Annotated in this window: 18 protein-coding genes; 5 read left to right on the forward strand and 13 right to left on the reverse strand. The window is 57.8% G+C overall.

Annotation, left to right across the window (positions count from 1 at the left end; translation table 11 throughout):
- Positions 1-241: 241 nt before the first annotated feature.
- A complete protein-coding gene (gene adk / locus ACHUE7_RS14215; RefSeq protein WP_394170556.1) occupies positions 242-892 on the reverse strand; it encodes an adenylate kinase in 651 nt (216 codons plus the stop codon).
- 479 nt (positions 893-1,371) lie between these two features.
- On the reverse strand, positions 1,372-3,987 hold the full coding sequence (ppc, locus tag ACHUE7_RS14220) for a phosphoenolpyruvate carboxylase (protein WP_394170557.1): 2,616 nt from the start codon (positions 3,985-3,987) through the stop codon (positions 1,372-1,374).
- Between the two features lie 280 nt (positions 3,988-4,267).
- Here ppc and ACHUE7_RS14225 point away from each other — a divergent pair, with 280 nt between their 5' ends.
- A complete protein-coding gene (locus ACHUE7_RS14225; RefSeq protein ID WP_394170558.1) occupies positions 4,268-5,617 on the forward strand; it encodes an aldehyde dehydrogenase family protein in 1,350 nt (449 codons plus the stop codon).
- 480 nt (positions 5,618-6,097) lie between these two features.
- Here the strand turns inward: ACHUE7_RS14225 and ACHUE7_RS14230 are convergent, their stop codons facing one another.
- A complete protein-coding gene (locus ACHUE7_RS14230) occupies positions 6,098-6,646 on the reverse strand; it encodes an NUDIX hydrolase (protein WP_394170559.1) in 549 nt (182 codons plus the stop codon).
- A gap of 40 nt (positions 6,647-6,686) precedes the next feature.
- Positions 6,687-7,064 (reverse strand): DUF3135 domain-containing protein, encoded by a 378-nt coding sequence (locus ACHUE7_RS14235; RefSeq protein WP_394170560.1) that lies wholly within the window; start codon positions 7,062-7,064, stop codon positions 6,687-6,689.
- Positions 7,065-7,301: 237 nt separating this feature from the next.
- Between ACHUE7_RS14235 and ACHUE7_RS14240 the strand changes: the two genes are divergently transcribed.
- The 3 genes from ACHUE7_RS14240 (at position 7,302) to ACHUE7_RS14250 (ending at position 9,502) form a co-directional block, all read left to right on the forward strand.
- Positions 7,302-7,919, forward strand: a complete 618-nt coding sequence (locus ACHUE7_RS14240; RefSeq protein WP_394170561.1) for an NUDIX hydrolase — start codon at positions 7,302-7,304, stop codon at positions 7,917-7,919.
- Between the two features lie 150 nt (positions 7,920-8,069).
- On the forward strand, positions 8,070-9,065 hold the full coding sequence (locus ACHUE7_RS14245; protein ID WP_394170562.1) for a DUF4062 domain-containing protein: 996 nt from the start codon (positions 8,070-8,072) through the stop codon (positions 9,063-9,065).
- Positions 9,065-9,502, forward strand: coding sequence for a helix-turn-helix domain-containing protein (locus tag ACHUE7_RS14250; protein ID WP_394170563.1), 438 nt, complete (start codon positions 9,065-9,067; stop codon positions 9,500-9,502). The genes ACHUE7_RS14245 and ACHUE7_RS14250 overlap by 1 nt, the downstream gene beginning before the upstream one ends.
- Positions 9,503-9,525: 23 nt before the next feature.
- Here the strand turns inward: ACHUE7_RS14250 and ACHUE7_RS14255 are convergent, their stop codons facing one another.
- The 9 genes from ACHUE7_RS14255 to ACHUE7_RS14295 form a co-directional block, all read right to left on the reverse strand.
- Positions 9,526-10,455, reverse strand: coding sequence for a hypothetical protein (locus ACHUE7_RS14255; RefSeq protein WP_394170564.1), 930 nt, complete (start codon positions 10,453-10,455; stop codon positions 9,526-9,528).
- Positions 10,456-10,506: 51 nt separating this feature from the next.
- Entirely contained in the window at positions 10,507-11,157 is a 651-nt protein-coding gene (gene nth, locus ACHUE7_RS14260) for an endonuclease III (protein WP_394170565.1), read from the reverse strand.
- Between the two features lie 7 nt (positions 11,158-11,164).
- Positions 11,165-11,899 (reverse strand): electron transport complex subunit E, encoded by a 735-nt coding sequence (locus tag ACHUE7_RS14265; protein ID WP_394170566.1) that lies wholly within the window; start codon positions 11,897-11,899, stop codon positions 11,165-11,167.
- Positions 11,896-12,609, reverse strand: a complete 714-nt coding sequence (rsxG, locus tag ACHUE7_RS14270) for an electron transport complex subunit RsxG (protein ID WP_394170567.1) — start codon at positions 12,607-12,609, stop codon at positions 11,896-11,898. Before rsxG ends, ACHUE7_RS14265 begins: the two co-directional genes overlap by 4 nt.
- The gene (locus ACHUE7_RS14275) at positions 12,602-13,630 is read right to left on the reverse strand and encodes an RnfABCDGE type electron transport complex subunit D (RefSeq protein WP_394170568.1); all 1,029 of its coding nucleotides are present in this window, start codon (positions 13,628-13,630) and stop codon (positions 12,602-12,604) included. Before ACHUE7_RS14275 ends, rsxG begins: the two co-directional genes overlap by 8 nt.
- Positions 13,627-15,438 (reverse strand): electron transport complex subunit RsxC, encoded by a 1,812-nt coding sequence (gene rsxC / locus ACHUE7_RS14280; RefSeq protein WP_394170569.1) that lies wholly within the window; start codon positions 15,436-15,438, stop codon positions 13,627-13,629. Before rsxC ends, ACHUE7_RS14275 begins: the two co-directional genes overlap by 4 nt.
- On the reverse strand, positions 15,435-16,016 hold the full coding sequence (rsxB, locus tag ACHUE7_RS14285) for an electron transport complex subunit RsxB (RefSeq protein ID WP_394170570.1): 582 nt from the start codon (positions 16,014-16,016) through the stop codon (positions 15,435-15,437). Before rsxB ends, rsxC begins: the two co-directional genes overlap by 4 nt.
- Before the next feature lie 3 nt (positions 16,017-16,019).
- A complete protein-coding gene (gene rsxA / locus ACHUE7_RS14290; protein WP_028672676.1) occupies positions 16,020-16,604 on the reverse strand; it encodes an electron transport complex subunit RsxA in 585 nt (194 codons plus the stop codon).
- A 156-nt stretch (positions 16,605-16,760) separates the two neighbouring features.
- Entirely contained in the window at positions 16,761-17,633 is an 873-nt protein-coding gene (locus ACHUE7_RS14295) for a DMT family transporter (RefSeq protein WP_394170571.1), read from the reverse strand.
- Between the two features lie 161 nt (positions 17,634-17,794).
- Here ACHUE7_RS14295 and ACHUE7_RS14300 point away from each other — a divergent pair, with 161 nt between their 5' ends.
- Positions 17,795-19,126 carry a UDP-glucose dehydrogenase family protein gene (locus ACHUE7_RS14300; RefSeq protein WP_394170572.1) on the forward strand — a complete coding sequence of 444 codons (1,332 nt, stop codon included), beginning with the start codon at positions 17,795-17,797 and terminating at the stop codon, positions 19,124-19,126.
- Positions 19,127-19,212: the final 86 nt, after the last annotated feature.

The raw sequence follows: 19,212 nt of genomic DNA on the forward strand, positions 1-19,212 counted from the left end.
TCCGTGCCATGAGCCCGTGCCGGCCACTGGGTAAGGCTATCCGGGGTCGGTGTGAACCCGTCCATGGGGCCTAGGCTTCGGCATCCATGCCTCAGACTACCCCGGATAACCAGACCCAGCAGCCAACACTCAGCTTGAGGTTGAATGGAAATAGCCGAAATTCCCTCCAAACCCCACCTACAAAAAAGCCCGCTAAAAAGCGGGCTCAAAAACTCAAAACTAGTAGCTAACAGCTCTTAGCTCACAGCTCAGCAAGAATCTTATCCCGAATATCCTCAAAGCTGCCGATACCCGGTACATGAATGTATTTCGGTGCTACCTCGGGTTCTTTCGCGGCCAGGTCCTTATAGAAGCCAATCAGCGGCTCAGTCTGGGCGTGGTAGACTTCCAGGCGCTTGGCGACGGTTTCTTTCTTGTCGTCTTCGCGCTGCACCAGGGTGTCGCCGGTTTCGTCGTCCTTACCGTCCTGCTTGGGCGGGTTATTGTCGACGTGATACACACGGCCAGAGGCTTCGTGTACACGGCGACCGCTCAGGCGCTTGATGATTTCTTCATCGGGAACATCGATGTCGATGACGTAGTCGATGCGAATGCCTTCGTTTTTCAGGGCTTCAGCCTGTGGGATGGTGCGCGGGAAGCCGTCGAACAGGCAGCCATTGGCGCAATCCGGTTGCGTCAGGCGCTCTTTGATCAGTTCAATGATGGTTTCATCCGAGACCAGGCCGCCAGAAGCCATGACTTCCTTAACCTTCACGCCCAAAGGGCTGCCCGCTTTAACGGCGGCACGCAGCATGTCGCCCGTGGAGATTTGCGGAATCTGAAATTTTTCGGTGATGTATTGGGCTTGCGTCCCTTTACCGGCACCAGGTGCACCCAGCAGAATAATGCGCATAGATGGCGAGCTCCTCGTTAATGTTTAATCTTGAAAAACATGGTTTAAAAAAGTCTGAACCGACTGAGCGATCCACTCGTTATTGCAAATTCAGTGTCCTATTCAGGGGTCGTGAGCCAGATACCCCCTGTAAACGCCAGGAGTGCGGCTCCGGTCTGAGCGTCAGTATGCTGCTCTATGTGGCGGCAACTAGCGGTAAAATCGTTTAATTCCTGTTATTTTTGGTGATCTTGATGCAGTGTCGAACTTATAGGCCTGCATCAGCCAGACGCTAAGATACCCGCCAAGGCCGTCAAGCTCAACCATTGGCGGTTAGACTTCAGTCGATAGCAGGGCGAAAGGCTCCGATTAAAGCAAGGGGCGACTGGGAGTATCCGTACCGGCGAAGACCCCATCGCCTAACAGGGCCAGCCCCCTCGATGACAGTTCTTTCTGTCACCCAGAGGGCTGGCCTAGCGCGAAAGACCAGCCCAGTCCGGTTACCCTGTGTTGCGCATGCCAGCTGAAATGCCGGCCATGGTCACTTTCAGGGCACGCTCAAGTTGTGGGTCGAGATTCCCCGTTTTACGAGCCCGTTTCAACAGTTCCGCCTGCAAGTAGTTCAGCGGGTCGGTGTAGGGGTTGCGCACCAGAATCGATTGCGCCAGTAGCGGGTCGCTTTCCAGCAGCACCTGTTGTTTCTTGATCTGGTTAAGCAACACCTCACTGGCTTTCAGGTCTTCACGCAGGTCTTCGCCCAGTTCATGCAATTCCGGTGGTACCAGTTGTTGCTCGTAGTAAGCCGTGATCGAGCCGTCGGCTTTGCCCAGCACCATTTCCAGCAGGTCGAGAAAGCTGCTGAAGAACGTCCAGTTCTCAACCATGTCCTGCAGCAGCTCCGGGTTTGTCGCCAGGCCATGTTCCAGCGCCTGGCGCGCACCCAGCCAGGAAGGCATGTTCAGCCGTACCTGCATCCAGGCAAATACCCAGGGAATGGCGCGCAGGCTTTCGACTCCGCCGGTTGCCTTGCGTTTGGCCGGCCGGCTGCCCAGCGCCAGCATGCCCAGTTCCTGTTCGGGGGTCAGGCTTCTGAAATAGGGTACAAAGCGCTCATCGTGCCGCACCACCGAGCGGTAACGCTCCAGGCTGGCCTTTGACATCGCTTCCATCAGGTCACGCCATTCAGCTTTGGGCGCGGCACTCGGTTCCAGGGTGGCGCGCAGAGTGGCTGCCACATAAATGCTGAGGCTGCGCACGGCCACCCGGGGCATGCCGAACTTGTAGCGAATCATCTCGCCTTGCTCTGTGACCCGAATGGCGCCACGTACCGACCCGGGCGGCTGGGATGCCATGGCCTTTTCAACCGGGCCACCGCCCCGGCCAACGGTGCCGCCCCGGCCGTGGAACAGCATCAGGTGAATGTCGTTATCGCTGGCCAGCTTGACCAGGCGCTCCTGAGCCTTGTACTGAGCCCAGGTAGCGGTCAGTTTGCCGGCATCTTTGGCTGAGTCTGAATAGCCAATCATTACGGTCTGTTTGCCGCCGCAATACTCGCGGTACCAGGGCAGTGACCAGAGTTTTTCCATGACCGACACCGAACGGTCGAGGTCATCGAGGGTTTCAAACAGGGGGACGATGGGCACGTTCCAGTCGAGGCCACTTTCTTTTAACAGCAACGCGACGGCCAGCACGTCCGACGGTTGTTTGGCCATCGAAATGATGTAGCTCGATAACACCTCGGCTGGCTCTTCTGCCAGAATGCGGGCGGTATCCAGTACTTCCCGGGTATCCGCTCCCGGTTCCCAGTGGCGCGGAATCAACGGGCGACGACTGCCCAGTTGCTCCAGCAAAAAGGCTTCTCGCTGGTCTTCATCCCAGTCTTTGTAGTCGCCCAGGCCCAGGTAGCGGGTCACTTCATCGATGGCCAGTATGTGGCGTTCGCTGTCCTGGCGAATATCGAGCGGCACCAGGTTGACGCCAAAGCAGTGCACACGCCGAATGCAATCGAGCAGCGCCCCGTTGGCAATGCGATTCATACCGCATTCCAGCAGAGAGTCGTAACAGGTCATCAGCGGAGCCAGAATGTCGTCGCGGGTGACAATGACGTCATCCGGCGCGGCTAGCGTTTCGCCCTGAACCCGGCGTTCGGCCCAGGCCAGGGTATGTTCCAGCCGGGCGCGCAAGCCGTGCAGTTTGGCGCGGTAGGGCGTTGGTGTTTCACCCACCTCGGCCATCAAATCGGCGCTGGCTTCGCTCATGCTGAGGTCACCGGCCAGATCGTGAATGTCTTTCAGGTACAGGTCGGCCGCCATCCAGCGCCCGAGCAATATCACTTCCTGCGTAACCTTGTGGGTAACGTTCGGGTTGCCGTCGCGGTCACCGCCCATCCAGGAGTAAAAGTGGAACGGTGAGGCATCGACGCTCAAGCCCTGACCCAGACGGGAGCGGGCCGTACGATCGAGTTCGCGCAGAAATTGCGGTACGGCGTGCCAGAGCGAGTTTTCGATAACGGCGAAGCCCCATTTGGCTTCATCGACAGCGGTTGGCCGTTCGTCCCGAATCTCATTGGTGTGCCAGATCTCGTTGACGGTGCGGCGCAGGTTCGACTTCAGCTCGGTCCGTTCATAACGCAGCAGGTCGTTGCGTTTCAGGTCGGCGAGGTCTTCGGCAATGCGTTCGTGTTTGCGAATCAGGGTACGGCGCGTCACTTCGGTGGGGTGGGCGGTCAGCACCAGTTCAATGTTCAGGTTGCGCAGGGCATCGGCCACGCTGTCTTTGCCGAGCGTATCGACCAGTTGTTCCAGGGTGTCTTCCACCGCTTCGCGTTGATTGGCTTCAGCACTGGAAAAAAATTGCTGGTCGGCAATGTTGGCCAGATTCAGGAACTGACTGAAAGCTCGGACAATGGGCAGTACGTCGTCGTCTTCCAGGCTCGACAGCACATCGATCAGCGGCTGCGGATCGCTGCTCTCGGCGGTATTAACGGCCTTGCCAAGACGGCGAATTTCTTCAACCTTGCGGAACAGCTCCGGGCCTCGGGTTTCCAGCAGGGTATCGCCCAGCAGTTCGCCCAGCAGACGTACGTTTTCACGCAGGGTGTCAGGAATTACAGTCATGTGTCGATCTCTCCCGGGAAAAGGTTAACTTTGGCAACCGATGCTTTAGAATGCGCTCCCTGCACCGGTGCACCGAACAAGTGCTTCCTACAGTGGTCAACCCTGTAGTCGTACTTTTCTTTCATTTTTTGTGTGCATCGTGTAAGCGACAGAGTGGCTTAATTGTACTAATAACCCTGTCACTGCGCCCCTCTTTCAATACGGACGGAGCCGGCGAAGGGACGACAACACCTGGCCGGATTGTAACTTTACAACATTTCGCCTCAAAATAGGATGTACCATGAGTGTATTCAGATCTGTGAATCCAGCCAGTCAGGAATGCCTGTTCGAGGCGAAAGGCTGGTCACAGACTGAAACGATAGAGGTTCTGGAGCGCCAGCAGACAGTATGGCCTGCACTGGCGGCATTGCCACTGGAGCAGCGCACGCGCTGGCTTGAAGCGCTCTCCGGGTTGTTGGCGACGAACCAAGACTCTCTGGCCCGGCAGATCAGCCGGGAGATGGGCAAACCTCTTGCCCAGTCACTGGCTGAACTGAGCAAGACGATCGATCTGATCGGATACCTGGTTGCACAGGGCCCCGCCGCGCTAGAGCAAACCGATGTGCAACCGGATGCCGTGCTGAGCTTCGAGCCCTGGGGTGGCATTCTCGGCATCATGCCCTGGAATTACCCGGTCTGGCAGGTGTGCCGCTTTGCGCTGCCGGCGTTGCTGGCGGGCAATACGGTGGCCATTAAACCCGCCCCAAACGTCTGGCTCAGCTCCCGAATGCTCCTCGACCTGATGCACCAGGCCGGTTTTCCTGCCGACGCGGTAGCCCTGTTGCAGATCGACATTGATGTGCTGCCCGCTGTGTACGATCACCCCCATTTGCGCCAGGTGCATTTTACCGGCAGCAGTAATGCGGGCCGGGCCATCGCGGTGGCCTGTGCTGAACGGCTGATTCCCAGCACGCTTGAGCTGGGGGGCAGCGATGTCTGGCTACTGACCGACAGTGGCGATCTGAACGCCTTTGTCGACAATGCTCTGGCATCCCGGCTCAATAATTCGGGTCAAAGCTGTCTTTGTGCCAAACGCTGGCTGATACCGGAAACCCGGCTGGATGCCGTCCTGGCCCGGGTGCAGGAGCGTCTGGCGGATTTTACGCCGGCTGAGCCGGAATCTGAAGGCTGTACACTAGGCCCTCTGGCCCGACCCGACATTCGCGACCGCCTGCTCCAGCAGTGGCACAACCTGAAGGTAACCGCGACCCGGCACAGTGAAGACCCTAACGTAGAGGGGCTATACGTCAGCCCGGCCTGGGCCGTAACCGATGACCCGATGACCAGCCCGGTATGGCCGGATGAAATTTTCGGCCCGGTACTGCAACTGGCGGCCTACTCAACGGTTGACCAGGCGGTTCAGTGGGCCAATCGAAGCCGGTATGGGTTGGGCGGCGCGGTCTGGAGTGGTTCACTTGAGGAAGCAACCGGAATCGCGCGCAGGCTAACCACTCGCAACGTGGCCATTAACAAGCCGATGCGAAGTCGCATCGATGTACCGTTCGGTGGCATGGGCGAATCTGGCTGGGGGGTAGAGCTGGGTGTCAGTGGGTTGCAGGCGATTACACGGCGACAAACCCGGTATTTTTAACTCAAGTTTCGGAGTTCGCTCAGGAGACTAGGGAGCCTCTGAATAACTCCCCCAGGGCTCTGCGCGAGCTAAAACGTTCTGCCACAAGGCGCACTTCGCAGTGCAATGGCCGTAGCCCTTGTCAAGAAGTGCAACGCCGTGGCAGGACGTTTTAGCCGCGCCCTCCGGGGCTTTCCGAGGAACGCTGCCACTGCGTTGGACTCATTTGAAAGGTCTAGACATTCCTGCATGAGTCCGCCTTGCGGCAACGTCCCTCGGATAAGCCAGAGTCCCGGGGGAGTTATTCAGAGGCTCCCTAGCACTGGGTGCCGGGTAGACCACTGTGGGGAAGTCCGCAGCAGGGATGCTGCGGTCTAGGCCCCATGGATGGGTTCACGCCGACCCCACAGGGGTCTACCCGGTTCCCGGTGCGGGACAATGCCTCTCAGGAAACCCGAACTCCGAAACTTGAGTTAAAATTGGCTCATGACACGAGCATCTTTACCTCATCTGCTTCGGCCGATGCACCACCGAATTAAGCACCGGAACATGCTCGGTATTCAAATGCTCCAGGTAATGCTCAAGCGTTACCTTGACCGTCAGAAAGGCGATCTCATCCCAGGGGATGTCCTGGTGGTGAAACAGTATCACTTCACTGCTTTCGGGCGTGGTTTCGAACGAAAAGTCGGGCATATCGATCCGGTAAAACACATGCACCTGATCAAAATCCGGCAAGCTGACCATTGACAGCAGTTGCGGGTTTTTCCCCATCACGCGGGATTCCTCGACCGTCTCCCGCAGCGCACCTTCAACCGTCGTTTCACCGTTTTCCATAAAGCCGGCGGGCAGGGTCCAGTAACCATGACGGGGTTCAATGGCGCGCCGGCAGAGCAAAATCCGTCCATCGGGAGCCACCGGCAAGGTACCGGTAATAACACGAGGGTTTTGGTAGTGGACTGTACCGCACTGGTCGCACATAAAGCGGGGGCGGTTATCGAGTTCAGGGGTGTCGAATCGCACCCGGTGTCCGCAATGGCTGCAAAAATTCATGAATAAAATGGTTCGTTGTGGGTTCTTTGCGACAAGCCTATCAGGACTTCGGCGGCGCGTCTTGAACCGGCCGGGGAAAATGCAGTATCACTGCATTGTGATCCTGCTCGGCCTGTGCTCCAACGCTGGCCAGGCCGTCGTAATACAGCGTATCTTTGAGGCATTCGCGTAACCGGTCGACCCGTTCATGCATGAGTTGAGACATACGAATACAACATTGCATCGGATTTTTAGCCCGGCGGCGCTCCATATCGAGTACAAACTGAAGGCCCTGCAATTGCGCCCGCTGGTGACTCGGCGCCCGTTCAATCACCTCAGCGACCAGCTGATTGCGCAGGGTTTCCAGCGCTTCGGGGTCTTTATCAGCCAGCGCTTTAAGGGTATCAAAGGCGGGCAGTTCGATTACAGGGTTGGCCATCACAGTCTCCGTATGGATGGGTTGCCTATTCAGGTCTACAACCTACTTCTCGTTACCTTATACTGGGCTGGGTGTGAACCAGACTCGTCCTTGTCCGATTTAATCTAGCACTACTGAGTGGTAAATGGCAGTGACACTGTTCAAAAAACAGTCTATTTACGGTTGCTCCGTAAAGGTCATGAAAACGGTCGGTGCGCTACGCCACTCACAGCGCTGTAAACGTGCGAAAATAAGGCCATGACTGCTTATTCCCCGTTTTTTAACCAACTGGAACGCCGGTTGACGACCCATGAACCACGACTGCTTTCGCTCGACCAGCCGCGAGCGGGGGTGTTGGTGCCGCTTGTCGACAACGCTGGTGAACCCTCTCTGTTGCTGACGGTTCGGGCCAGTCATTTGAATTCGCACCCCGGAGATATCGCGTTTCCGGGGGGGATGTGGGAGCCCGAAGACACCTCGTTGCAGGCCACAGCATTGCGCGAAACGCACGAAGAATTGAATTTGTCGCCCGATCTGATTCAGGTGCTGGGCCCGTTATCGACCGGTTTGTCGAAAAATGGGGTTCAGGTATTTCCGTTTGTCGGCAAGGTATTGAACCTCGACCAGTGTGTGGCCAGCCCGGATGAAATTGCCGAGTGGTTTACGGTGCCCTGGGCATTTTTTACCGATACAGCACCCCGGCTGCAGCCCATCGAACGTCATGGTATTTCGTTTCAGATCCCGCATTACGATTTTGACGGGCACCACATCTGGGGTCTGACGGCGATGATCCTGCTTGAACTGGTTAATCTGACCGAGGGGACAGACTGGCCCTTGCCCGCCTTTACCGGTGTCACCCGGCCAGGTCGGTTGTGATGCCAGAGATCTATGGCCTGGGTGTGAATAGAGGCATGTTTACCAGACGCTGTGTTATACTTTTAAGCGGACTTTTGCCAGAAGCGCCCGCAAGGGTCCGAGTTCATCACAGGGTTCTGCGAACATGGATGGGGCAGGTGGTTAGCAAGCATGTCTGAAACACGAAAATTGATCATGGTGGCGTCACTCGAACGTCACCTCGTAAAGGAACGCAATGTGCTGTTTGAAGCCATCATGGCGCAGCAGTGTGTTCCCACCGGCCTGCCGTTTCCGGCCGTCTCTGCGAATTACCTCTGGAAACTGAACCAACTTGCCTTAAGCGATGCCGACTACGTGTTCCTGCTGGTCGGTAATGAATACGGCCCACTGACGGAGCAGGGCGTCGGCTACCTGCATCAGACTTACGCCACCGTTCGTGCCCAGCACAAAACCCCCGTCGCCTTTATCTACACCGGCCATGAAATTCCCAGCCCGAGCGACATCGATAAAACCCGCCTGAATCAGCTGGTTGGTTTGCTGAAGACTGGTATCTATTACGAGTGGGACGGCGAAGAAACGCTGCGTGATGTCACTGAGCGCGCCATCGAGCAAGTGATGGAAGAGCATCCGGCACCCGGTTGGCAAAAGGCAGGCACGGTGACTGAATCGTCTGCCGAGCTCGCTGCGTTACGGGCCGAAGTAGAGCGGCTGAAACAGGAATTGTCTGCCGGCCGTTCATCGCGTGCCGCCGCTGATTTGTCGGCGCTGACCAACCCCCGGTCGGTCTGGCACAGCCAGTTCAGTTGCAAGGCGTTTCGTGAGGGGCAGCTTAAAGTGCTGACCGGAAGCGTCTCCGTTTCCTGGAAAACGGTCTTTACCTGGCTGGCCGCCCCCCTGTTAACCCCGGTTACAGAAGCCCGGGTCAACGCTCTACTGGCCGAGTATTTGCAGCCTCTGGCACTGGTCGACGTCAAGCGCCGCTGGCAAGGCAGCCATGCGGTGGCCGATGTGAAACTCGAACGTGCGGCACTCGATGAAGTTAAACTGCAATTGCATTCCATGTCGCTGATTCAGTTCGACAACCTCGGCCGCTGGAGCCTCACCGACACCGGTGAGTCGGTAGCGCTTAAAACCGTTCCGGCCATGGCCAGCCGCCGCGAAGCCTGATGTCGTTTTCCGATCGCCTGAAAATACTGATCTCCGGCCGTACCGTCAGCGAGTACGCACGCTCGGTCGGCCTCAGCGAAAGCCTGATTCGAAAGTACCTGAACGGCTCCGAACCCTCGCTGTCGCGGGCACACCAAATTGCCCGAGGCAGCCAATGCTCTCTGGTCTGGCTGGCCAGTGGCGAAGGGTTGCCATTTGATGCAGCACCCGAAGTCGCCATCGATGCATTGCAGTCGGCCCTGCGTATCATCGCGAACCAGCCCGGTGCTACCCCTTTTCACACCCCCGATACCGAAACCCTGAAACACATCATCGCGTTGTATCAATACCTGAGAAATCATCGCCTGCGTGACGGTACGGTGGATGAATTGCTGGGCCAGTCGTTTTTGAAACTGCTGCAGCAAGATGAAATGAACAGTCCCAGCGGCGAAAAATAACCCGCGTTATTCTTCAAAAGCGCTTAGTTCACCAGCGCCACTGAAAATGCATTGCGCCCGAACAGACAGGCAGATGACCCGGCCATTGGGCTCAACCAAAGATGGCCACCCTGTGCCGTGACCAACTGGTGAAGTCGTCGAACAGCCGGGTGTTGTTGCAAGGGTTCTATGTCACCCGCGAAGCTGGCATTAACCGCTGAATGACTCAACCGGCTTTCTTCCAGTGCCGCCTGGACCAGATCGACGATTGGGGTAATAGGGTCTTCAGCGGTTGCGCGTTGAATCATTTTTTCTTCTCCATCCAGAGCCTGAAAGACGGGGAAGGTCTTCCGGTGAGCCATGATGGATCGTTTCAGCCAGTTCAGTGGTGGGTAAGCAGGGGTGTGAGGGAAAAGCACAGGGTTGGCAAACGCCGGTACACTGAAGAAGTGTCGAATTCTGGGTGCAAAGGCCAGCAGAGGCAGGCGCAGTTTGTCGATAGTGAGCCCCTGATCGCGATGCAAATGGGCGACCTCCTGAACCAGTAACCCGTAAGCGGCCAGCGTATGACCGCTGTCCATAACGCGCAATCTGAAATGGCTGTGCAAGTTCGCGGCATGCCGGAGGCGGTCGAGCTGTGGTTGCAGGGTGGCGGCCTGATGGTTCCAGTGGTGGTGACCGGGGTGACGATGCTTTGCCGGCGTAATAATCAGGGTGCCATCACTCTGCAACAACCAGTTGTCGTTTAAACGTTGGCTGAGATGGGTATCCTGATGCAGCTCTGGCAAGGAAAGGCGGGTTGGGTGGTCTGTTGTCTGATACCAGGCTTCCGTTACTGCCTTGCTGCGCTCATCCGGTGGCAAAGTGGCTGGTTTTGCGAGCCAGGTTAAAGGCAGGGTGGCCAAGTCGAAGCGTTGGTAAATGGCCGTTGGCAAGTCGCAACTGGCATCCAGTGCCAGAGTCAGATACTGCATGGGGTGAACGTCCTGTTCCGGGTTCCATTGTCGTAATTAGCTTAATACAGATCATTCTGTTTTGTCTTTGAACTCGCACAAATCTTCAATGATGCAGGCACCGCAACGGGGCTTGCGGGCTGTGCAGGTGTAGCGCCCGTGCAGAATCAGCCAGTGGTGGGCGTCCATCAAGAATTCCGCAGGAATCAGTCTTAGCAGTCGTTGCTCAACCTCAACCACGTTCTTGCCCGGTGCAATACGGGTGCGGTTGGCGACGCGGAAAATATGGGTGTCTACAGCCATGGTAGGTTGGCCAAAAGCGGTGTTCAGCACCACATTGGCGGTTTTACGGCCGACACCGGGCAGGGCTTCCAGGGCGGCTCGCTCGTTCGGGATTTCGCCGGCTTCGAGGTTCAGGTCACTGTGCTGGTCGAGCAGCAGCCGACACAACTTGTGCACGTTTTCTGCTTTGCTGTTAAACAGACCGATGGTTTTGATGTAATCCTTCAACCCGTCAACACCCAGGTCGACAATGGCCTGCGGCGTGTTGGCGACCGGGTAGAGTTTGTCGGTGGCCTTGTTAACCCCTTTGTCGGTCGCCTGGGCCGATAACACGACCGCCACCAGCAATTCAAAGGGCGTGCTGTAATTCAGCTCGGTCTCCGGGTTGGGGTTGGCGGCTCGCAAGCGGCTGAATATGTCGGTTCGTATGGTTTTGTTCATAATTGCGCTAACTGATGCTCCCGGTTACCCGCACGCGTTTGGAGCCAGCAACCGGCTTCTCGGCTTTTGCGGCCTTGCGCTTTTCGATACCCGAGTCCACCCGGTTCTTCACCGCAATTAACAAACCCAACCCCACGAAAGCACCGGGTGGCAAAACGGCAAACAGAAAATCCGGATAATTTGGAAACAGGGTGATTTCCCAGCTTTCTGCAACGGGCCCGAAAATCAGATCCATATTGGTAAAGAGAGTGCCCTGGCCAATCAGTTCACGCAGACCACCGAGCACAATCAGCACCGCCAGAAACCCCAGCGACATCATAAAGCCATCGAGCATCGCCGGCAGTACCGGGTTCTTGCGGGCAAAGGCATCAGCTCGGCCGAGAATGGTGCAGTTGGTGACGATCAGCGGAATAAAAATACCCAGCACCTGGTACAGCTCATAGGTAAACGCTTGCATTAACAATTCGGCGCAGGTCGTAAAGGAGGCGATGATCATCACAAAGGCGGGCAACCGCACCGAATCCGGCACGTAGTGGCGAATCAGTGAGACCGCCGTGTTGGAGCCGACCAGCACCACCATGGTGGCTATGCCCAGCCCAAGCGCATTCACCACCGAACCGGTTACGGCAAGCAGGGGGCATAAGCCCAGCAACTGCACCAGGGCAGGGTTGTTGTTCCACAGACCGTTGCGCGTCAGCTCGCGGGCCGAGGCGGTGTTTTTGGCGGGGGTCGCGTCGCTCATGAATCGACTCCGGTGGTGTTAGGGTCGGTGCTTAACAGCACTGCCCGGTTGGTCTCGAAGAAAGTCAGTGTTCTGGCCACGGCGCGCACGATGGCGCGGGGGGTGATGGTGGCACCGGTCATCTGGTCGAAGGCGCCGCCGTCTTTTTTCACCTGCCACTGATCGGGCTCAATCGTCTCGAACGACTGGCCGTCGAAACTGAATATCCAGTCCGATTTGCTGGTTTCTATCTGGTCGCCCAGGCCCGGGGTCTCTTTATGAGTGATCACCCGCACGCCCAGCAACGTGCCGCTGGCATCAATGGCGGCAATCAACCGGATCGGTTCGGTATAACCTTCGGGGGCGATGAAGGGGAGTATTACCGCCGTCACGGCCCCGTCCTTGCGCGCCTGGTACCAGGTGGCGTCGCGGTTCAGTCGCAGCAGCGCGGTGTCGGTCAGGGTGGGCAGGTCGATCGGGTAGGCGGTTTCCAGTAAGTCGTTGTCGCGCAGGCTTTCCGGTGTCAGGTCGTAGAGTGACCGCGCTTCGAATTCGCGCTGATTGGTGTCGATTCGATCGGCCGTCAAGGTCTGGGTAACGGCAATAATGCCAGCCGTGAACACGGCAAAAATCCCCAGGCCGATGGCACTGCGGCGAATCGCCTGCGTCAGCGTGATGGGTGCTTCGGCGCCGGTGTCCCGTTGTGCGTTGTTATCGGTTTCGTCAGTCATTCTTGAAGCCTTTCACCGATTTGTCGTGGCCGTAAACACGAGGGCGGGTGTAATGGTCGATCAGTGGAGCGGCAAAGTTCATCAGCAACACGGCAAAGGCCACGGCATCGGGGTAGTTGCCCCAGGTTCGAATCAGGTAAATCAGCACGCCAATGCCGGCACCATACACCAGTTTGCCTCTGTTGCTGGTGGCGGCGCTGACCGGGTCGGTGGCGATGAAGAACGCTCCCAGCATGGTTGCCCCGGCGAACAGATGCAGGTCGATAGGCGTGCGCACGTCGGCATCGCCGCTGAACAACAGTGCCATAATGCCAAGGCCTGCCAGCAGGCTGACCGGGATGTGCCAGGTGATGATGCGTTTCCACAACAACAGGGCACCGCCTGCCAGAAACGCCAGGTTGGCTATATCCCAGCCTTCGGCGACCCAGCTGCCGAAAATGGGCGATTGCAGCACTTCAGCCGAGGTTAGCCGCGAGATATCCAGCTTGTAGACATCCAGCGGTGTGGCACCGGTAGCGCCATCGACCGGGGTCTGGCCTGCAAAAATAATGTCTAGCGTATCAGCGATAGGGAGCGAAAAGTCGGGGCTGGCCCAGCGCGTGGTCATGTACAGCGGCAACGACACCAGCAGCAGGGCATAGGCGACCATGGCCGGGTTGAACGGGTTGTTGCCCAGCCCACCGAACAGCTGTTTGGCGAACACAATGGCGATCATCGTGCCCAAAACGGTTAGCCACCAGGGTGCCAGCGGCGGCAGCGCCAGCGCGAGCAGGGCAGCGGTCACCAGAGCGCTCAGGTCTTTCAAAAAGAACATCACCGGCCGGCCACGCCAGGCCAGCAACAGTGCCTCGGCGATCAGCGCTGTCAGCAACGCCAACACCATGTTGATGGCATAGCCGACACTGAAGCTGACGATCAGAACGACCCAGCCCGGTACCAGCGCCAGCAGTACCCAGCCCATAACCCAACTGACGGAGGTACGACCGGTCACGTGCGGTGAGGTCAGGTTGAGCCCCGTCATGAATCGGTTTCCTTTTTGGCGTCTGTGCGTGTCGGTTCGCCGTGAGCGGCGTTTTCCAACGCGGCCTGAGCCGTACGATGTTTCTCTTCGAGTTTGGTCAGTGCCTTGCGCAGGGCGGGCACCATATCCGGCGATTCCTGTTCGGCGACCACAAGCCGCTCATTGGCTTTTTTGACTTTCGTTGCCGCCAGTTCCAACGCTTTTTCAAGGTCTTCCCGGCTTGGTTCAGCCGTGTTCTGTGTGGCCCCGGCCTTTTTTGCCTTGGCGCGTGCCATGGCGGCTTTGATGGCATCGTCCTGGGCATCGGGCTCGCCGGTGCCGCTCTCAGCCTTGGCAGCACGGGCTTCGGCCGCTGCTTTGGCGCGGGCTTTGCGGCGGGCTTCTTTCTCCAGACGTTCTTTTTCAAGCCGGGCCTGGCGGGCTTCAAAGCGCGCCCGGGCCCGTTCCGATTTGATCTGCTCTTCCTGTTCGTTGCGCAATTCACCCTTGGCGTAGCGGTAATATTGCACCAGCGGAATGCGGCTCGGGCACACATAGGCGCAGGCACCGCATTCAATGCAATCGTTGATCGAATGCAATTCGGCGGCGTCGAGGTCCCGGTGTTTTGAAGCCCAGAACAGTTGCTGTGGCAGCAGATTGACCGGGCAGGCTTGTTCGCACAAGCCGCAGCGAATGCAGGGGTTATCCGGCATGGGCCGGGGCAGTTCCTTGCGCGTGGGCACCAGCAGGCAGTTGGTGGTTTTCATCAGCGGCGCGGTAATGTCAGGAATGGCAAAACCCATCATCGGGCCACCCATGATGACCCGGTCCGCTTTTTTAAGATGAACACCAGCCTGATTCAGCACGGTCTCAATGGGGGTGCCAATGCGCACCTCGTAGTTGCCCGGTGCGTCTACGGCCTCACCGGTCACGGTAGTCACCCGGCTGATCAGAGGTTCATCAAACACTATGGCCCGGTAGATGCTGGCCAGGGTGCCCACATTCTGGCACACAATGCCCAGATCGCTCGGCAAGCCACCGCGCGGTACTTCCTGGCCGGTGACCAGTTGAATCAGCTGGCGCTCGCCGCCGCTCGGGTATTTGGTCGGCACCACACTGATGCGCAGGTCGATGCCCAGGCGGCCAGCGGCTTCGCGCATGGCGGCCAGTGCCTGCGGCTTGTTGTCTTCAATGCCAAGGCGAATTGTGTTGGCACCGAGCAGGTGTTTGGCGATGACGGCACCCTGCAGTACCTCATCAGCGCGCTCGCGCATTAGGCGGTCGTCGGCCGTTATATAGGGTTCGCACTCGGCGGCGTTGATCAGCAGGGTGGTGATCGGCTTGTGCTTGTTGCGGTATTTCACATCGGTCGGGAAGCCTGCGCCGCCCTGGCCAACCACGCCACAATCGCGCAGGCGCTGAATCAGCTCATCGACGGGTTGCTCGCGCCAGTTCGGTAGTCCGTTGCGGTCGCGCCAGTCGTCCTCACCATCGGCTTCGAGCAGAATGCAGGGGGCAGGCAAGCCGGATTCATGGGCAATTACGCGCTCTTCAATGGCACAAATTCGGCCAGACGTTGGTGCATGCACTGCCGCGCTGATGCCGCCAACGGCGGTCGCCAGCACGTCACCTTTGCGTACGGTAGAGCCAACGGATACCACCGGGTCGGCCGGGGCGCCCAGGTGCATGGTCAGCGGCAATACCAGTACTGAGGGCAGTGGCACTTCGGTAATGGAGGTGGTGTTAGAGAGTGTTTTGCGTTCATCCGGGTGAATGCCACCTTTCAGCGAAAACACCTTGTCGGTCACGATTACAGCCTGGGCAGTCATGCGGCACGCTCCCGGTCTGAAGGCTGATCGGTCGCGATCAGGCTAACCCCGGGTTCGGGTTTGTCCCAGTGCCAGCTGCGCAGGGTGACTTCAATGGGCACCATATCAATGCAGTCGACCGGGCAAGGCTCGACGCACAGGTCACAGCCGGTGCATTCGCTTTCGATGACGGTGTGCATCTGTTTGGCAGCGCCCAGAATGGCATCGACCGGGCAGGCCTGAATGCACTTGGTGCAGCCAATGCATTCGTCTTCGCGAATCACCGCGACGGTGCGGCCTTTCTCTTCGCCATGTTCGGCATCGAGCGGTTCGGGTTCTACATCGAGCAGGTCGGCCAGGGCCTGAATGGTGGCTTCGCCGCCGGGCGGGCACTTGTTGATCTTGTCGCCGTTGGCAATGGCCTCGGCATAGGGGCGGCAACCCGGGTAGCCGCATTGGCCGCACTGGGTTTGCGGCAGAATGTCGTCGATGTTATCGACAATGGGGTTACCCTCGGGCCGGAACCGTACCGAGGCAAAACCAAGCAGGCCGCCGAGCACAGCGGCGAGAATGAGCAGGGTGACAACCGCGATCCACATAAATTACCCCAACGTCACCAAACCAGAGAAACCCATAAAGGCGAGCGACATAATGCCCGCCGCCACCAGACCAATGGCCGCGCCCTGAAACGGAACCGGTACATCGGCTACGGCCAGCCGTTCACGCATGGCGGCAAACAGCACCAGCACCAGCGAAAAGCCGACGGCCGCGCCAAAGCCGTATAAGAAGCTCTCAATCAGGCTGTTTTGGCGGCTGATGTTCAGCAACGCAACCCCAAGCACCGCGCAGTTGGTGGTGATCAGCGGTAGAAAAATGCCCAGCACCCGGTACAACAGCGGGCTGGTCTTGCGTACCAGCATCTCGGTGAACTGCACCATAAAGGCGATCACCAGAATAAAGCTGATGGTTCTGAGGTAGGTCAACCCCAGTGGTTCGAGCAGCCAGGTGTACACTACATAGCTCGCCACCGAGGAGAGCGTCAGCACAAAGGTCGTCGCGGCCGACATGCCCACGGCCGTCTCCAGCTTACTCGACACGCCCATAAAGGGGCACAGCCCGAGAAACTGAACCAGAACGAAGTTGTTAACCAGAATGGTGCCAACCAGCAAAAGCAGGTAGTCGCTCATCTAAAAGACGGCCTTTAACGCAGTGAACGGATAAATCGTTGATGTGCGGCGGTATTATCGTGAATTGTTATATAGCTAACAAGGTAATTGGCGGAATCGTTTTAGTGTGTTTGGTTATGGTTATAAAACGTCTGTGCCGCAAACGATGGGTGGGGGTCAGTGTGTCGCCCCGTTGAGCGCTATAACCGCCACACCTGCCACCGCCAATAACATGCCACCCCAAGCCTTGCGACTGGCGCGATGCCCGCGAATCCTGTCGATCGAAAACGCCATAATGGCGCAGGTGGCGATCAGGGTTTGTACCACCCCCGCCTCGGTGCGCTTAACCGCCAATTGCTGAAACCAGATGGCCAGCAGGGTACCAACAAAGGTACTCAGCGCCAGAATCGCCCATTGGCGGCCTGTTAGTCGGGGCCAGAACGCCTTGCGTTGCAAGCCAATGATCAGCGGAATGGCGGTAATGCCGGCGGCCAGCCGCAAAAACGATGCCTGTGAAGCTGGCATATCGACCGCCAGAAACACCTCGCGCATAAACACCATGCCCAGCGCCTGGCACAACGCCGCCCCCAGCGCGAAGGCCATGCCCAGAAATGGATGGCTGCGATGCGCCGGGTTTTCCGGCTCCAGCACCCAGAACAGAGCCGGGATGATCATCGCCGCACCCAGCCATTGCCACAAGGTCAGAAACTCGCTCAGCCACAACATGCCCAGGCCAATGGCAAACAAGGGCGCGCTCGATTCGGCAATCGACAGCGTCGTGCGTTCACCAATTCGGTTCAGCGCCGAGAAAATAAAGGTATCGCCCAGCGTAATGCCAATGAAGCCACTGAGCAGCAGGGGCGTTAAGACCTCAGGTGGAATCTCGACCCACTGGCCAGACACCCGGATAAACGCCAGCAAACCCACGCAGGCCAGCAAACCTTTCCAGAAATTCAACTGCAACGGCGACAGGGCAGTGCCCAGATGACGAAACCCATAGGCGGCCAGCGTCCACGACAGCGCGGCTAATATTGCAAAGAGTTCACCCATCGATAACGCTCATCCAAAAGACTGCACTGAAAAAAGGGCGTGTATCTAACATCGGTCGTTGGGTAAAGGTCAAGCAATCGGGTGTCGCAGCCCTCAACCTCCTGCGGTAAACTGCGCGCATTCCACTTATGACTTACACCCGCAACGTGAAGGGATAAACCATGAAGATTACTGTATTTGGTATTGGCTACGTCGGCCTGGTGCAGGGAACCTGCCTGGCTGAAGCCGGGCACGAGGTCGTGTGTGTCGATGTCGATGCCAACCGGGTCGAGAACCTGAAAAAAGGCATCATCCCCATTTACGAGCCAGGGCTTGAGCCCATGGTTAAGGCCAACTACGAATCCGGCCGACTCAGCTTCACCACCGATGCCCCTGCAGCCGTCGCCCATGGCGACATCCAGTTCATTGCCGTAGGTACCCCGCCCGATGAAGACGGCAGCGCCGATCTGAAATACGTGCTGGCCGTGGCCCGAACCATCGCCGAGAACATGAACCGCCACACCATTGTGGTGAACAAATCGACGGTTCCCGTTGGCACCGCCGACAAAGTAACCGCTGCCATCAGCGATGTTCTGGCAAAACGCTCCGATGCCAAGCTGACCTTCGATGTTGTCTCCAACCCAGAATTCCTGAAAGAAGGTGCGGCCGTGAACGACTGCATGCGACCCGACCGCATCGTCATCGGCACGGAAAGCGCCGACTCCATAGAAGCCATGCGCGAACTGTACGAGCCGTTCAACCGCAATCACGAAAAAATCATCCAGATGGACGTGCGCAGCGCCGAGCTGACCAAGTACGCCGCCAACTGCATGCTGGCCACCAAAATCAGTTTCATGAACGAGATCGCCAACCTGGCCGAACGTTTGGGCGCTGACATCGAGGCCGTGCGCCACGGCATCGGCAGCGATCCGCGCATTGGTTACCAGTTCATTTATCCGGGTGTTGGCTACGGCGGCTCCTGCTTCCCGAAAGACGTTCAGGCGCTCATCCGCACCGCAGATGGCATCGACTTCGACGCCAAAGTGCTCAAAGCCGTAGAAGCGCGTAACTACGAACAGAAAACCACTCTGTTCAGCAAGATTCACGCGCACTACAACGGCGATTTGAAAGGGAAAACCTTCGCGGTGTGGGGTCTTAGTTTCAAACCCAACACCGATGATATGCGCGAAGCGCCAAGCCGTGTACTGATGGAAGCGTTGTGGGCCGCCGGCGCCAAAGTGCAGGCCTACGACCCTGAAGCCATGGAAGAAACCCAGCGCATTTACGGTGCTGAAGAGGGGTTAACCCTGTGTGGCACCAAAGAGGCTGCCCTCAAAGGCGCCGATGCCCTGGCCATTGTGACTGAATGGCAACCGTTTCGGGTGCCGGATTTCGATGCCATCAAACAACAACTGACCGACCCGGTTATCTTCGACGGCCGCAACCTGTTTGAGCCCAAGCGGATGCAGAAGAAGGGGATTACCTATTACTCGGTGGGTCGCAACCCGGTATAGACAAAAGACGCGGGACATGGAATGACGTAGGACAATAATTGACGCGAAACATCGAAAGACGCAAAACGAACAGACCTCATTTCGTG

The organism is Saccharospirillum alexandrii, assembly GCF_043641555.1.
In the GTDB taxonomy this organism is placed as follows: Bacteria; Pseudomonadota; Gammaproteobacteria; order Pseudomonadales; family Natronospirillaceae; genus Saccharospirillum; species Saccharospirillum alexandrii_A.

Bases quoted from the DNA above. Each gene is read 5' to 3' on its own strand.
- adk (WP_394170556.1), bottom strand. From the start codon at position 892: ATGCGCATTATTCTGCTGGGTGCACCTGGTGCCGGTAAAGGGACGCAA.
- ppc (WP_394170557.1), bottom strand. From the start codon at position 3,987: ATGACTGTAATTCCTGACACCCTGCGTGAAAACGTACGTCTGCTGGGC.
- ACHUE7_RS14225 (WP_394170558.1), top strand. From the start codon at position 4,268: ATGAGTGTATTCAGATCTGTGAATCCAGCCAGTCAGGAATGCCTGTTC.
- ACHUE7_RS14230 (WP_394170559.1), bottom strand. From the start codon at position 6,646: ATGAATTTTTGCAGCCATTGCGGACACCGGGTGCGATTCGACACCCCT.
- ACHUE7_RS14235 (WP_394170560.1), bottom strand. From the start codon at position 7,064: ATGGCCAACCCTGTAATCGAACTGCCCGCCTTTGATACCCTTAAAGCG.
- ACHUE7_RS14240 (WP_394170561.1), top strand. From the start codon at position 7,302: ATGACTGCTTATTCCCCGTTTTTTAACCAACTGGAACGCCGGTTGACG.
- ACHUE7_RS14245 (WP_394170562.1), top strand. From the start codon at position 8,070: ATGTCTGAAACACGAAAATTGATCATGGTGGCGTCACTCGAACGTCAC.
- ACHUE7_RS14250 (WP_394170563.1), top strand. From the start codon at position 9,065: ATGTCGTTTTCCGATCGCCTGAAAATACTGATCTCCGGCCGTACCGTC.
- ACHUE7_RS14255 (WP_394170564.1), bottom strand. From the start codon at position 10,455: ATGCAGTATCTGACTCTGGCACTGGATGCCAGTTGCGACTTGCCAACG.
- nth (WP_394170565.1), bottom strand. From the start codon at position 11,157: ATGAACAAAACCATACGAACCGACATATTCAGCCGCTTGCGAGCCGCC.
- ACHUE7_RS14265 (WP_394170566.1), bottom strand. From the start codon at position 11,899: ATGAGCGACGCGACCCCCGCCAAAAACACCGCCTCGGCCCGCGAGCTG.
- rsxG (WP_394170567.1), bottom strand. From the start codon at position 12,609: ATGACTGACGAAACCGATAACAACGCACAACGGGACACCGGCGCCGAA.
- ACHUE7_RS14275 (WP_394170568.1), bottom strand. From the start codon at position 13,630: ATGACGGGGCTCAACCTGACCTCACCGCACGTGACCGGTCGTACCTCC.
- rsxC (WP_394170569.1), bottom strand. From the start codon at position 15,438: ATGACTGCCCAGGCTGTAATCGTGACCGACAAGGTGTTTTCGCTGAAA.
- rsxB (WP_394170570.1), bottom strand. From the start codon at position 16,016: ATGTGGATCGCGGTTGTCACCCTGCTCATTCTCGCCGCTGTGCTCGGC.
- rsxA (WP_028672676.1), bottom strand. From the start codon at position 16,604: ATGAGCGACTACCTGCTTTTGCTGGTTGGCACCATTCTGGTTAACAAC.
- ACHUE7_RS14295 (WP_394170571.1), bottom strand. From the start codon at position 17,633: ATGGGTGAACTCTTTGCAATATTAGCCGCGCTGTCGTGGACGCTGGCC.
- ACHUE7_RS14300 (WP_394170572.1), top strand. From the start codon at position 17,795: ATGAAGATTACTGTATTTGGTATTGGCTACGTCGGCCTGGTGCAGGGA.